This window comes from Campylobacter sp. CNRCH_2013_0855, from assembly GCF_025773025.1.
Taxonomy (GTDB): Bacteria; Campylobacterota; Campylobacteria; order Campylobacterales; family Campylobacteraceae; genus Campylobacter_D; species Campylobacter_D jejuni_C.
Genome location: NZ_JAKMTE010000003.1, coordinates 12,426 through 26,138, shown reverse-complemented (window position 1 = coordinate 26,138; position 13,713 = coordinate 12,426). Strand labels below are relative to the sequence as shown.

General features: G+C 29.7%; 13 protein-coding genes. 8 read left to right on the top strand and 5 right to left on the bottom strand.

The features are described 5' to 3' along the window. The first annotated feature begins 81 nt into the window (after positions 1-81). From modA to L8X40_RS02455, 4 genes are all read left to right on the top strand, one after another. On the top strand, positions 82-828 hold the full coding sequence (modA, locus tag L8X40_RS02470; protein ID WP_263667211.1) for a molybdate ABC transporter substrate-binding protein: 747 nt from the start codon (positions 82-84) through the stop codon (positions 826-828). Further along, positions 825-1,214 (top strand): hypothetical protein, encoded by a 390-nt coding sequence (locus L8X40_RS02465; protein ID WP_261545139.1) that lies wholly within the window; start codon positions 825-827, stop codon positions 1,212-1,214. The genes modA and L8X40_RS02465 overlap by 4 nt, the downstream gene beginning before the upstream one ends. After that, positions 1,208-2,062 carry an ABC transporter ATP-binding protein gene (locus L8X40_RS02460; protein WP_214125743.1) on the top strand — a complete coding sequence of 285 codons (855 nt, stop codon included), beginning with the start codon at positions 1,208-1,210 and terminating at the stop codon, positions 2,060-2,062. Before L8X40_RS02465 ends, L8X40_RS02460 begins: the two co-directional genes overlap by 7 nt. 191 nt (positions 2,063-2,253) lie before the next feature. Next, on the top strand, positions 2,254-2,568 hold the full coding sequence (locus L8X40_RS02455) for a DMT family transporter (RefSeq protein ID WP_263667210.1): 315 nt from the start codon (positions 2,254-2,256) through the stop codon (positions 2,566-2,568). A gap of 9 nt (positions 2,569-2,577) precedes the next feature. Here L8X40_RS02455 and L8X40_RS02450 read toward each other — a convergent pair whose 3' ends face one another. Beyond that, positions 2,578-4,230 carry a 4Fe-4S dicluster domain-containing protein gene (locus L8X40_RS02450; protein ID WP_214125739.1) on the bottom strand — a complete coding sequence of 551 codons (1,653 nt, stop codon included), beginning with the start codon at positions 4,228-4,230 and terminating at the stop codon, positions 2,578-2,580. 89 nt (positions 4,231-4,319) lie between these two features. Here L8X40_RS02450 and selA point away from each other — a divergent pair, with 89 nt between their 5' ends. Genes selA through L8X40_RS02430 form a run of 4 tightly spaced genes read left to right on the top strand, consistent with a single transcriptional unit; the run spans position 4,320 to position 8,729 of the window. Next, positions 4,320-5,651, top strand: coding sequence for an L-seryl-tRNA(Sec) selenium transferase (gene selA / locus L8X40_RS02445; protein ID WP_263667209.1), 1,332 nt, complete (start codon positions 4,320-4,322; stop codon positions 5,649-5,651). Continuing rightward, a complete protein-coding gene (gene selB, locus L8X40_RS02440; protein ID WP_214125737.1) occupies positions 5,644-7,449 on the top strand; it encodes a selenocysteine-specific translation elongation factor in 1,806 nt (601 codons plus the stop codon). The genes selA and selB overlap by 8 nt, the downstream gene beginning before the upstream one ends. Before the next feature lie 52 nt (positions 7,450-7,501). After that, the gene (locus L8X40_RS02435; RefSeq protein WP_214125733.1) at positions 7,502-8,215 is read left to right on the top strand and encodes a thioredoxin fold domain-containing protein; all 714 of its coding nucleotides are present in this window, start codon (positions 7,502-7,504) and stop codon (positions 8,213-8,215) included. After that, on the top strand, positions 8,202-8,729 hold the full coding sequence (locus L8X40_RS02430) for a hypothetical protein (RefSeq protein ID WP_214125731.1): 528 nt from the start codon (positions 8,202-8,204) through the stop codon (positions 8,727-8,729). Before L8X40_RS02435 ends, L8X40_RS02430 begins: the two co-directional genes overlap by 14 nt. Positions 8,730-8,752: 23 nt before the next feature. On the opposite strand, the gene gdhA is transcribed toward L8X40_RS02430, so the two are convergent. The 4 genes from gdhA to gltX all read right to left on the bottom strand — a co-directional run bounded on the left by gdhA (position 8,753) and on the right by gltX (position 13,671). Further along, positions 8,753-10,120 carry an NADP-specific glutamate dehydrogenase gene (gene gdhA / locus L8X40_RS02425; RefSeq protein WP_087700478.1) on the bottom strand — a complete coding sequence of 456 codons (1,368 nt, stop codon included), beginning with the start codon at positions 10,118-10,120 and terminating at the stop codon, positions 8,753-8,755. Between the two features lie 12 nt (positions 10,121-10,132). Beyond that, on the bottom strand, positions 10,133-10,798 hold the full coding sequence (locus tag L8X40_RS02420; RefSeq protein ID WP_087700479.1) for an MqnA/MqnD/SBP family protein: 666 nt from the start codon (positions 10,796-10,798) through the stop codon (positions 10,133-10,135). Positions 10,799-11,044: 246 nt separating this feature from the next. Further along, positions 11,045-12,280 carry a malic enzyme-like NAD(P)-binding protein gene (locus L8X40_RS02415; RefSeq protein ID WP_214125729.1) on the bottom strand — a complete coding sequence of 412 codons (1,236 nt, stop codon included), beginning with the start codon at positions 12,278-12,280 and terminating at the stop codon, positions 11,045-11,047. Then, positions 12,280-13,671, bottom strand: a complete 1,392-nt coding sequence (gene gltX, locus L8X40_RS02410) for a glutamate--tRNA ligase (protein ID WP_039642190.1) — start codon at positions 13,669-13,671, stop codon at positions 12,280-12,282. Before gltX ends, L8X40_RS02415 begins: the two co-directional genes overlap by 1 nt. Positions 13,672-13,713 lie beyond the last annotated feature (42 nt).

The window sequence follows — 13,713 nt, the reverse complement described above, 5'->3', positions numbered from 1 at the left end:
ATATGCAAAAAATATAAATTTATTTTTGCTTTTAAAAATAAGCTATAATTTTTTCAAAATTTACTATTAAAAGGATAAAAAATGAAAAAAATTTTTACCCTACTTTTTTTGTGTATTTTTGGCTATAGTGCTGATGTAAATATCGCTGCAGCTGCAAATGTAGCTTATGCTTTTAAAGCCTTACAAAAAGAATTTCAAAAAGAAAACCCTGATATTAGTATCAATGTAAGCTTAGGCGCTAGTGGAAATTTAGTTTCGCAAATCAAAAATGGAGCGCCATTTGATATATTTATGGCTGCAAATATGAAATTTACACAAAGCTTGTATGATGATAATTTTGCTAGTACAAAACCTGTTATTTATGCTCAAGGAGCTTTAGCTTTACTCAGTGTTAGAATGGATTTAAGCAAAGGATTAGACACGCTTAAAGAAGAAAAAGTCAAAATCATCACCATAGCTAATCCCAAAGCTGCTCCTTATGGTCAAGCTAGCATAGAAACTTTACAAAATGCTAAAATTTATGAGCAAACAAAAGCTAAAATCATCGAGGCAAAATCTATAGGAGAAGCACTTACTCAAACACTAAAAGCAGCCGATGTGGGTTTTGTAGCAGCAAGTGCTTTATATGAAGATACGCTAAAATCTTATAAACTCCAAGAAGGAAAAAATTATATTTTAATCGATCCAAAGCTTTATGAACCAATCAATCAAGGCATTGTTATCACTTCTTATGGTAAAGATAATGCCAAAGCTAAGAAATTTTATGATTTTATTTTAAGCAAAAAGGCTAAGGAAATTTTCAAAGCTTATGGCTATAATATCCCATGATTAAAGCTAAAATAAATACTATAAAAAATCATGAAAATATAAACTGGGTAGAATTTCTTATAAAAAAACATAAATTATTTATGCTTGCTTTAGAACTTGATGAAAAAGCAAGCATTGATCAAGAAGTTTTACTAGCTTTTAAAAGTAGCGAGTGCTTGCTTAGTAAAAAAAATTTAGAAAACTCATTTTTAAATACCTTTTATGCAAAAATCATTGATATTTTTCAAGGACAAATCATCACTATCATAAGATTAAAAAATGAAATTTGCACTTTCGAAGCTCAAATTAGTACCCATGAGTTTTTAGAACAAAATTATCAAAAAAATGATTTTGTATTTGCTTATGTACATCCTAGTGCTTTATTTATCAAAGAGTATTTATGTTAAAACTTGACTTTGAAAAAATCTTTAAAAATAAAGGAAAAGAATTTAAACTTAAGGTTAAATTTGAAGTTAAAGAAGGAGATTTTTGTGCTATTTTTGGAAAAAGTGGCAGTGGCAAAACTACGCTTTTGAGAATTTTAGCAGGTTTTGAAAAAGCACAAGGAATTTGCACTTTTAATAATACGATATTTTTTGATGATAAAAACTTTCTAAGCCCACAAAAAAGAAAACTTGGCTTTGTTTTTCAAGATTATGCTTTATTTGAAAATATGAATGTAGAGCAAAACTTACTTTTTGCCAAAAAAGATCTAAAATTTGCTAATGAGCTTTTAGAACTTTTAGATTTAAGCAAACACAAAAAAAGTCATATTTTAGAACTAAGCGGGGGACAAAAACAACGCGTAGCTTTAGCAAGAGCTATTATGCAAAAACCCAAACTTTTACTTTTAGATGAGCCATTTAGTGCCTTAGATAATGAGATAAAACTACACTTGCATGATTATCTTTTAAATATACATAAAACTTATAAAATCACTACTATTTTAATCAGCCATGATGTAAGTGAAGTTTATAAACTAGCTAACAAAGTCATCATTTTAGAAAATGGAGCCATCATCAAAGAAGGCTCGCCTAATGAAGTTTTTTTAAAGACACAAGGCTCGCAAAAATTTGCCATAAAAGCACGCATTTTAAAACTACAAAAACAAGATAGCATATTTATAGCCATACTTGCCATAGGCAATCAAATCAGCCAAGTAGTGCTAAGTCCTTTAGAAGCTAAAGATTTTAAAGAAAATGATGAAGTGCTTTTAAGTCAAAAAGCTTTTGCGCTAAATTTAACTAAGATATAAAAAACAATGCTAAAATAAGATAAATTATTACAAGGTTATAAATGACTTATGGATTTTTTATCTTAAAATTTTACACTAGCTTATGGACAAAATGGAAGATAAGATTATCTTGTGGTTATTTTATAGCCCCTACTGCACCACCTTTTATCCTTTTATAGTTTCATTTTTAAATTAATTTAAAAGGATATAAAATGCATTGGTTAGTATTAGCAATTAGTATAGTTTTTGAAGTGATTGCAACAAGCTCGATGAAGTATGCAAGCATAAGTAAAAATAATCTTTATTTAATCATTTTTGCGGTGTTTTTTTCATTTTCTTTAGTAGGTTTATTTTATGCTTTGAAAAAAATTGATTTAAGCATAGCTTATGCAACTTGGGCAGGTTGTGGTTTGGCATTAGTTAGCGTGGTGGGATTTTTAATCTTTAAAGAAGCAATTACTCTTAATAAAATCATTTTTATTATTTTAATCATCACTGGAGTGGTGGGATTAAAACTTAGTGCTTAAGCCTTTTGGCTAAAGCACATTCATACTTTGTATCATTACTTTTGCTTTACATTCAGCACAGCAATATAGTGTTTTTATCTTAGCCTCATCGCCCATAAATCTTGGCTTCATAATGCTAGCAATTTTTTCAATGGCCTTTTTAGTAGCAAATTCTTTCCCGCACTCTACACAAGCAAAAAGTTCATCTTGAGCTAAAACCATAAAAGAAAAATACTCTTTTTCTAGATCTATCCCACTTCTTTGAAGCATTAAAGTATCTTTTTCAGCACAACTTGCCTCACAATATCCACAGGTAGTACATAAGCTTGCATTAAATTTCAAAGAATTATCCTTAGCATCAGCCACTAAAGCTCCTACATTACAAGCTCCCACACAAGAAAGACATAAGGTACAGGTATCTGTATTGATAGTGATTTTTCCATAGCGTATCCATTCTTTGCTTGGGATATTGCCTAAATTTTCTTCTTTTATAAGCTCTCTTAATCTTATAGCAAAATCTTCTCTTTTTAAAAGCGCAGGATTATAAGATATAAATTTAAGATTTTCTATAAAATGCGCTTGTTTTATAGCCTCTAAAAGTTCTTTTTCATCTTTAGCTAGAAAAATTGCATTTTGTTTAAATTTTCTTTGAAAAATTTCATTCATCAAAGCTATCACTTCTAAAGCACCTTGCGATAAGCCATCACTATAAAAAATCACACTCGCACCACTTGTTTGAAGCATAGCTAAAAAATGTGCTTGATCAAGATAGCTTTCGCCTTTAATCATAAAAGGCATTACATCTTCTTTTAAAGTGATATTTAAATTTTCTATAGACATTTTCTCAGGGATAATTAAAATGATTTTATCTTCATAAAATTTTAAAATTTCATAAAAACTATTGCGTGGCATAGGTGCATAATCAAGCGCCCCACTAGGACAAATCCCCACACAATCACCACAGCTTAAACAATCCACATGGGAAAATTCTAATTTTCTTTGCTCATCATCTTTTAAAATAGCCACACTAGGACAAATTTCAGCACATTTTCCACAATGAATACTTCTTCTTTCATGGTATTGACAAATGCTATCATCATAACTAATATAATTTCTAAATTTATATTTTGGAGAATTAGAATTTAAAAGTTTTATAAGTTCTTCTTGACTTAAAGTAGTTAAATCATAACAACCACTTTGTTGATCAAAACTTTCTTTTTTTACATCATATAAGAAAAAATCACAATCAATCTCTACTTGCTCATCATCTTTTAAAGCTATCACGCAAAGCTCGCCCACGCAACCTAAAACACCCAAACATTGCTCATTGCTTAGTTTTAAAACCTTGTATTCTTGTTTTTTTAAGCTTTCTATAAGCTCATTTTGTTCCTCATTGCTTACAATAATTACATTTTTACCCACTTCTTTGGTGTATTCTAAATCAAGCCCTAAATCATAAACTTTAGATCTAATCTTATATAAAGACTCAATAGTTTTGGCTTTTTTAAGCACATCATCTTGTGAATTTTTAAGGTAAAAATTAATCTCAGGTGCATAAACTTCAGGGTTTAAAAGCTTTGAATTTCCTATAAAAACTTCTTCGTTACAGGCTTTTTGAACTATGCTAATATTATCACTTAAAGGAATTAAATCTTCATTTTCTAAAAATACAAAATCTTTCATAACACTCTCTTTTAAATTTTTTAATCTTAATTATATAAATTTCATTATAAAAAAGTTATAATTTTACTAATTTATTCTTAAGGTTTAAGATGAACAAATTTAGAAATTTTCCACCCATAAACACGCTTATAAATGATGAAAACTTGGCTAGCTACCCTTTGTATTTAAGATCTCATTTTGCAAAAATAGTTGTTTCAAATTGTAAAAAAGAACTAAGTAAAAATGAAAATTTAAATTTTAGCTTACAAGATTTACTAAGTAAAATTGCTCAAAGTATTGATGAGTTTTTAAATATGCAAAGCCAAAGTTTAATCAATGCTACTGGAGTTATCATACACACTAATCTTGGTCGTAGCATTATTGATGAGAGTATTTTTGAAAGAACTAAAGAAATCATCTGCTCTTATTCTAATTTAGAGTTTAACATGCAAAGTGGTAAAAGAGGTTCAAGGTATGACGCACTTAGTGCGAATTTAAAAATATTATTTGATTGTGAAGATTGTTTAGTTGTTAATAATAACGCCTCGGCTGTATTTTTGATCTTAAACACCTTAGCAAAAAATGAGGAAGTTATTACTTCAAGAAGTGAGCTAGTTGAAATTGGGGGAAATTTTAGAATTCCTGAAGTTATGCTAGCAGCTGGGGTTAAGCTAAAAGAAATAGGCACGACTAATAAAACTCATTTATATGATTATGAAAAAGCTATCAATGAAAATACTAAAATGATCTTGAAAACCCACCGCTCTAACTTTGCTTTTAAAGGATTTTTTGAAGAGGTGAGCTTAAGTGAAATTCACGCTTTAACAAAAAAGAAAAAACTCATATCTTATTATGATTTGGGTGCTGGATGGTGTGAAAAGATTAATAAACAACTTAGTAAAAATGAGCCAAGTGTAAAAGAGCTTTTAAAACATTGTGATATTTTAAGTTTTAGCGGCGATAAACTTTTTGGCTCTACTCAAGCAGGCATTATACTTGGAAAGAAAAAATACATTCAACAACTAAAGAAAAATCAACTTCTAAGAATGCTAAGGGTTGATAAAATCACTCTAGCTTTTTTAAATGAAACTACCAAAGCATACTTAGAAAAAGAATATGAAAAAATTCCTACGCTAAAACTTTTAAATGATGATTTAAAAACCATAGAAAAAAAGGCACTCTTTGTCAAAGAAAAAATTCCTATTAAATGTGAGTTGAAAGCTTCTAAAAGTTTAGTAGGTGGTGGATCTATGCCTGATAAAAGCTTAGATACTTTTGTGTTAAGTTTTGATGAAAAAGCTTTGCTTTTACAAGAAAAATTTAGAAAAAAAGGCGTGATCGGCCGTGTTGAAAATGGGCATTTTGTGCTAGATTTTAGAAGTATTTTAGAAAAAGATTTAAATAAAATAATAAGCATTATTAAAGAGGTATTTCATGCATAGTATCATCATAGGCACTGCTGGGCATATTGACCATGGTAAAACTTCGCTTATTAAAGCTTTAAATGGTTTTGAGGGTGATGATTTAAAAGAAGAGCAAGAAAAAGGCATTACGATTAATCTTAGCTTTTCAAATTTAAAAAGTGAAAATTTAAACATTGCTTTTATTGATGTGCCTGGGCATGAAAGTTTGATTAAAACTATGATAAGTGGTGCTTTTGGCTTTAGAGTATGTATGTTTGTCATAGATATAAACGAGGGTTTAAAGGCTCAAAGTATAGAGCATTTAAGGGTTTTGGAATTTTTAGGCGTAAAAGATGTGGTGCTTATTTTGAGTAAGGTTGATTTATGCAAGGATTTAGCACAAAAACAAGTAGAGCTTTTAAAAGAATTAAAAGCCTTTAAAATCAATATCTTAAAAGTTTTTCCAACAAGCATTTATGATGAGCAAAGTATATTAAATTTAAAAAACTATCTACTTAGTTTAAAGCCTAAAGAAAATGATGAAAATTTAATTTTTAGATACTACATTGATAGAGTTTTTTCTCTAAAAGGTATAGGAACGGTAGTAACAGGAAGCTTAAATGAAGGAAAAATCAGCAAAAATGAAAAAATCTTTTGCCTTGAAAATCAAAAAGATATCATTGTAAAAAATATACAAATTCATGAAGAAAATGTTTTAGAAGCAAAAGCTTATAATAGAGTTGCTTTGAGTTTAAATTGTGATTATCATGAGTTAAAAAAAGGCTATGTATTAAGCAAAAAAGGTGTTTTTAAAAGCTTTAAAAGTATCGATGGAGTAGTTTTTAATACAGAGATTAAACACGGGAGTATTTTAGAATTTTGTAGTGGCTCAAAAAAGCTTAATGCAAAAATTAATGTAATCAAAGAATTTGAAGATAAAACTTATATTAGCTTAGAGTTTGATAAAAACTTACCTTTGTGTTTTGATGATAAATTTATCTTGCTTGAAAATGGGCGTATTAAAAGTGGTGGCGTGGTATTAAATGCAGTGAGTGAGCCTTTAAAAAAAGATATAAAAGCTAAGTATCTAGCACTTTTAGAACAAAAAGATTTTAAAAAAGTATTTGAGTTTTTAAAACAAACTCACAAACTTGGCTTTGGCTTACTTTCAAGTTATCAACGCTTTAAACTCACTCATGAGCAAGCCCTAAACCTAGCAAAAAGTTTAGATCATGTTTTTGTCGATGAGCAAGCTTTAAATGTGTATGATTTAAATGCTATGCAAACTTTAAAAGAATTTATTAATTTTATTTTCTCTAAAAATCCTTATGCTTTAATCTCTCCTCATTCTATCGCCTTAAGGCTTAGCTGGGCAAGTGAGAGCTTTTGTGCTTATGTGCTCAAGCAAATGCAAGAAAAATTAGATTTTAAAGATGGCATATGGTTTTTAAAAGGACAAAATTTTGAAAAACTACAAGAAAAGGCTCATTGTGAGCTTTATGAAATTTTAAAAAAAGAAGGTATAAAACCTACCGCACCTTATAATCTTTATGAGTATTTAGAACTTGATAGGAAAAATGGAGATCTTATCTTAAAAAAACTCACTAAAGAAAACAAAGTCAAAAGATTAGCGCATAATCTTTTTATAGAAAAAAATGCTCTTGAAAATCTCATGCAAGAGTTTTTAAAACTTTTACAAAATCATCATTTAGATGTAGCTTTTGTAAAAAATCATTTTCAAATTTCAAGAAAATATGCCATAGCTTATTTAGAATACCTTGATAAAAACTATCCTCAAGTGATAAAAATTGAGGAAAAAAGAATGTTAAAAGCCTAAGTGTTAAAATTTACATTTTATAATGTATAAAAATTTAAAATAAAGGAAAAAAATGAAAAAATCTTTAGCTCTTTTAACTCTTGCTAGCTCTTTATTTGCTGCAAGTAATGAAGAAATTATTAATTTTTTTAAAAAAAATCCAAATTTATCAAATGCAAACATTAGTGTTTCTAGTAGAGAAAAAATTCCTGATACTAACTTTGAAGCTGTGATAGTTAATTTTGAAATTAGTGGTAAAAATTTCCAAGAAATCGTTTTCACTCAAGATAATATCATCACAACTGAAGTAATTGATGTAAAAAAAGGTGAGTTTTACTCTCAAATTTATCAAGCAAAACTTATGGAAAAACAACAAGCTGAATTTTCAAAAAAAGCTCTAGTGGAACTTAAAAAAGAAAAAATGTTTATTTCTTTAGGCGATAAAAATAAACCTTTACTTTATGTATTTAGTGATCCAGAATGTCCATATTGTAGAATGCATTTAGATAAAATAGAAGAAACACTAAAAACCCATCAAGTGAAATTTATCTTAACCCCTATCCATGATACTAGTGCTTTTGAAAAATCTGCATTAATTTATAAAGAAAGTAAAAATGCTAAAGACGATACACAAAAAATTGCCATTATGAAAAAATACTATGATAAAGATATAAAAGATTATAAAAAACCTAGTGAAGCTGAGGTTAAAGCAGTAAGAGAAACTTTTGCAAAATACTCTAAACTTGGTCTTCGTGCCGTACCAACCATAATCGATGTTCAAAAATAATCTTTTCTTACTTGTGCTTGCACTATTTTTAAGTGCTTGCACAGGCCCTATGCAAACTTTTATCCAAACAAACAATGAAGGTATTTTCCTGCATGCTAATAAAAATCAAAGTTTTTCTTTACACATCAACAACCCTTCAAAATTAAACACAAATTTAGAAGCTAAGCTCACTCAAAAATTACAAAATTTAGGATTAATTTTAAATAATGAACAAAGTGATTATAAAATTTACATCAATATAGTGGATTTTAAGAAATTTTCCTATGCGCAAAGACTAATTGCTTCTAATGCGAGATTTTTTTATAATGACTTTGATAAAATAGATGATGTTTTTGAAATGGAAGTAGAAAATTACTATCTTTTACAAGTTAATTTACAAATTAGCTCCAAAAACTCTACTCAAAGCACCTCGCTTTTAGCAAGAACTGCTTATCTTAGCAATATAGACAGAGCCAAAGAGTCTTTAGAGGAAAAAATTGCTAATCAAATAACAAGCTTTTTTTATATGCGTTAAAGATGGCATTTAAGCCATCTTTTTTAAATATAACCATGATCAATCATCGCATCAGCTACTTTTTTAAAGCCTGCTATATTTGAGCCTACTACTAAATTTCCTTCATGATTATAAGCTTTTGCACACTCATATGAATTTTCAAAAATATTTTTCATAATCTTATGCAATTTTGCATCAACTTCCTCAAAACTCCATTGGCACATACTTGCATTTTGTTGCATTTCAAGTTGAGAAGTCGCTACTCCACCTGCATTTGCAGCTTTAGCTGGAGCAAATAAAAAGTCTTTTTGATTTAACATAAAATCAATCGCTTCAAGTGTGCTTGGCATATTAGCCCCCTCTGCTACCATGCGACAACCATTGTGATATAAGATTTTAATATCCTCTAAATTTAACTCATTTTGCGTAGCACTTGGAAAAGCTATATCACAAGGTATACTCCATACTCCATTACAACCTTGTTTATATGCACTTTTTGGAGTAAAAACAGCACCTTTTTTAAGCACTGCATAATCACTCACCCTAGCTCTTTTTACTTCTTTAATTTCTTTTAATAAATCCAAATCTATTCCATCTTTATCATAAACAAATCCATCACTATCGCTTATTGTGATTGCTTTTGCTCCAAGTTGGTGTAATTTTTCTATGGTATAAATTGCCACATTTCCACTACCTGAGACTGCACACTCTTTTCCTTCTAATGCATTGTTATATTTTGCTAGCATTTCTTGAGTAAAATACACACAACCATATCCTGTTGCTTCTGTTCTTGCTAAACTTCCACCCCATGGAATTTTCTTTCCCGTTAAGGTTCCATCAAAATTAGAGCTAATTTTCTTATAAGCTCCAAACATATATCCAATTTCCCTAGCACCAACCCCTATATCACCCGCTGGCACATCAGTGCTTGCACCTATGATTTTTGAAAGTTCAGCCATAAAAGCTTGACAAAAACGCATAATTTCTGCTTCACTTTTACCTTTAGGATCAAAATTTGCTCCACCTTTAGCACCGCCTATCATTAAACCCGTTAAAGAGTTTTTGAAAATTTGTTCAAAACCTAAAAATTTCAAAACATCTAAATTCACACTAGGATGAAATCTAAGTCCACCTTTATAAGGTCCTAAACTAGAGTTAAACTGTACTCTATAGCCAAAATGTGTTTGAGCTTTACCTGCATCATTAATATATACAACTCTAAATATAGTTGTTTTTTCAGGCATTACAATACGCTCTAATATTGCATGATCTTGGTAGGTTTTATTAGATTCAAGTAAAGGTTCTAAAGAATTTAATACCTCAGTTACTGCTTGAAAAAAGATAGGTTGTCTTGGGGAAATTGTTTGAATTTTTTCTAAAGTTTCGTTGATATATTGTTTAGCCATACTCATAAATTGTCCTTTTTATAGTATCTTGCTGCTTGTTTTAGCTAAAAATTTTTTTAGCGCCATTTGCTCCTTTGTTCCTATTTTGTAGTAAATTAGCTTTAAGTATGCACTAATTTCCTTTTGAGAAAGATTTCTTGATTTAGAATAATCTAACAAAATATATTGTGGAATGAAAATTTTACTTTTTGTGAAATTTTTCATCATTTTTTTATAAATAGAAAAATTTTTAACGCAAGAAAAACGTGCAAAAACAAAAGGTAATTTTGTCTTTTCATACCATAATTCACACAAATCAATATAATCTTTTGGATTTTGCAAATAAAGTTTTAAAGCCTTATCACCGATGATAACCTCCCCTTTTTGCTTTAAAACTTTTGCAAGAGCATTAGAAGTTGCAGAACTTGCATCTTCTTTGCTTTGAGAATGTTTTTTCACTAAAACGCTTTTTACCTTTTTGCTTGCACAAATTCCCACATTTAAGGTTTTGTATTTTTTTCTACGACTTTCAATACTTGAAATAATCGCTGCATCAATGCGTCTAAAATACAAATGGCGATTTAGCTTACTAGGAACCCCTTTTTTGTATTCTGTAGTTTGCTTAACATAGCTAGGAAAAGCTGTTTTTTTAAGATAGATATGTAAAGGGAGTAAATTAAGATAATCTATCTTTCCAAAAATCATCTTAGCCTTTCTATGATTAAGTACTAGTATCCTATAAAAAAATATCTTAAATATAAATTAATTTAATTAAAAATATAATCAATACTAAAATTTATATCAAATTTTAACATTTAGTGTAAGAAATTATTTTATTACTTAATTTTATTGGATTGAAAATTATAAATCGAAAAGTCAAACTAAAAGATTGAAAATAAAAATTAAGTTTTATTCAAAAAATTATTTTAAATAAAACTTAATATATAAAAATTATTGTAAACTTGCTAAATATTTTTGATAATCAAATTCTTTTACCAAAGCCACTCCATCTTCAACCGCAGCTTTTGCCACAGCAGCACTAACTACAGCTTTTACCCTGCTATCAAATGGTTTTGGTATCACATAATCTCTGCCAAAGCTAAGCTCTTCTACACCATAAGCTTGTTTTACCTCATCAGTTGCTTCAAGTTTAGCCAAATCAGCCAAAGCTTTTGCAGCTGCTATTTTCATATTTTCGGTGATTTTAGTCGCTTTTACATCTAAAGCTCCTCTAAAAATAAAAGGAAAACCTAAAACATTATTAATTTGATTTGGATAATCACTTCTACCTGTTCCAACTATAGCATCATTTCTAACTCTTTTAACATCTTCAGGCATTACTTCAGGTACAGGATTAGCTAGCGCAAAAATCACAGGATCTTTAGCCATACTTAAAATCATCTCATCATCTAAAATCTTAGGTGCACTCAAACCCAAAAATACATCAGCGCCTTTTAAGGCCTCTCTTAAAGTACTATCTTTAGTATCGCTTACAAATTCTAGTTTGTATTTATTTAAATCATCTCTTTGGGTATTAATCACACCTTTGCTATCTACTAAAACGATATTTTTAACCCCTAAATTTCTATACATTCTAGCACTTGCAATACCCGCTGCACCCGCACCACTTACCACTACTTTAATATCTTCAAATTTTTTACCACTAATTTCCATAGCATTCATTAATCCTGCTGTAGAAATGATTGCAGTTCCGTGTTGATCATCATGCATTACAGGAATTCCAAGATCTTGCAAAGCAGCTTCTATTTCAAAGCATTTTGGTGCTGAAATATCCTCTAAATTGATCCCTCCAAAAGTAGGCGCTATAGCTTTACAAAAAGTAACAATCTCATCTACACTATGAGCGTTGATTTCTAAATCATAAGCATTAACATTAGCAAATTTTTTAAACAAACAAGCCTTTCCTTCCATCACAGGCTTACTTGCACTTGCTCCTATATTGCCAAGCCCCAAAACCGCACTACCATCACTTACTATAGCAACTAAATTAGCTTTGTTAGTGTATTTATAAGCTAAAGTTTCATCTTTTGCTATCTCAACACAAGGTTCAGCAACCCCTGGAGAATAAGCCAAGGATAAATCATGCGCACTATCCATAGGCTTTCTAGCAACAATATCTACTTTACCACCTAAGTGGTATTCTAAAGCCTCTTCTTTTAAATTCATTATTTCCCCTTCATGTAAGTTAGTAAATTTTCTATTCTAAGCTTAGCTTTTTGCACTCCTAAAAATTCTAATACTTCAAAAATACTAGGACTTACCGAGCTTCCAGTGAGTGCAATGCGTATGGCTTGAGCTAGATCTTTTAACTTAAGATTATTTTCTTCTAAGAATTGATTAGTTAATTCTTCAAATTCACAAGCATTTTTTTGCTCATTTAAAACCATAGCGTATTTTTCCAAATAAGTTAAATTTGTTACATTAAGAAATTTGTCTACAGCCTTTTGATCATATTCTTTTGGGTCATTTAGTAACACTTTAGCCCCGCTAATAATATCATGCAGGGTTTTAGCTCTCTCTCTTAACATATCCAGTAAAAATCCTGCTTTTTCATACTGACTTAAATCAAATCCTAAATCTTTTAATTGTCTATTGATTTCTTCAAAAGGTAAAGTTTTAATATAATGAGCATTAAGCCATTCTAGCTTTTTAAAATTATAACAAGAAGCACTTTTATTGATATGATTTGGATCAAAAAGTTCTTGCATACTTTCTAAAGAAAAAATCTCATCATCACCATGACTCCAACCAAGACGCACTAAAAAATTAAGCAAGGCTTGAGGCAAAATTCCCATATTTTTATATTCCATCACATCAGTTGCTCCATGACGCTTAGAAAGTTTTTTACCATCTTCACCATGTATCATAGCCACATGATAAAATTTAGGAATTTTAAAGCCTAGTGCCTCATAAAGAACGATTTGTTTTGGAGTATTTGATAAATGATCATCTCCTCTTATAACATCGCTCACACCCATTAGTGCATCATCAATTACAACGGTTAAATTATAAATTGGGCTACCATCACTTCTTGCGATTACAAAATCATCTAAAATATCTTCAGCCTTAAAACTAACCTCGCCTTTAATACCATCTATAAATTTAATCTCTCCACTTTGTGGTGCTTTTATACGCACTACAGGCTCAATACCACTTGGCGGAGTTCCTTTAAAATCTCTATATCTACCATCATATTTTGGGCGCTCTTTAGCTGCTTCTTGCTTAGCTCTTAACTCATCAAGCTCTTCTTTACTCATATAACAATAATAAGCCTTACCCTCATCTAATAATTTTTGAATGTATTTTTTATAAATATCAAATCTTTGGGATTGATACTCAATCGTCCCATCATAATCAAGTCCGCACCATTTAAATGCTTCTATAATAGCTTGTGTAGCTTCTTGTGAATTTCTTTTTAAATCCGTATCCTCAATACGCAATAAAAATTTACCCTTATTTTTTCTTGCATAAAGATAATTATATAAAGCCGTTCTAAGCCCTCCTATGTGCAAATATCCTGTTGGAGAAGGAGCAAAACGTGTTGTAATTTCTTGCATATTTTTACCTTTTTTAAATTTTTATTGTTATAATGCTATATT

Coding starts and splice junctions, on each gene's coding strand:
- selA (WP_263667209.1), top strand. CDS start 4,320: ATGAACAAATTTAGAAATTTTCCACCCATAAACACGCTTATAAATGAT.
- L8X40_RS02465 (WP_261545139.1), top strand. CDS start 825: ATGATTAAAGCTAAAATAAATACTATAAAAAATCATGAAAATATAAAC.
- gdhA (WP_087700478.1), bottom strand. CDS start 10,120: ATGAGTATGGCTAAACAATATATCAACGAAACTTTAGAAAAAATTCAA.
- L8X40_RS02420 (WP_087700479.1), bottom strand. CDS start 10,798: ATGATTTTTGGAAAGATAGATTATCTTAATTTACTCCCTTTACATATC.
- L8X40_RS02455 (WP_263667210.1), top strand. CDS start 2,254: ATGCATTGGTTAGTATTAGCAATTAGTATAGTTTTTGAAGTGATTGCA.
- L8X40_RS02460 (WP_214125743.1), top strand. CDS start 1,208: ATGTTAAAACTTGACTTTGAAAAAATCTTTAAAAATAAAGGAAAAGAA.
- selB (WP_214125737.1), top strand. CDS start 5,644: ATGCATAGTATCATCATAGGCACTGCTGGGCATATTGACCATGGTAAA.
- L8X40_RS02450 (WP_214125739.1), bottom strand. CDS start 4,230: ATGAAAGATTTTGTATTTTTAGAAAATGAAGATTTAATTCCTTTAAGT.
- L8X40_RS02415 (WP_214125729.1), bottom strand. CDS start 12,280: ATGAATTTAAAAGAAGAGGCTTTAGAATACCACTTAGGTGGTAAAGTA.
- gltX (WP_039642190.1), bottom strand. CDS start 13,671: ATGCAAGAAATTACAACACGTTTTGCTCCTTCTCCAACAGGATATTTG.
- L8X40_RS02435 (WP_214125733.1), top strand. CDS start 7,502: ATGAAAAAATCTTTAGCTCTTTTAACTCTTGCTAGCTCTTTATTTGCT.
- L8X40_RS02430 (WP_214125731.1), top strand. CDS start 8,202: ATGTTCAAAAATAATCTTTTCTTACTTGTGCTTGCACTATTTTTAAGT.
- modA (WP_263667211.1), top strand. CDS start 82: ATGAAAAAAATTTTTACCCTACTTTTTTTGTGTATTTTTGGCTATAGT.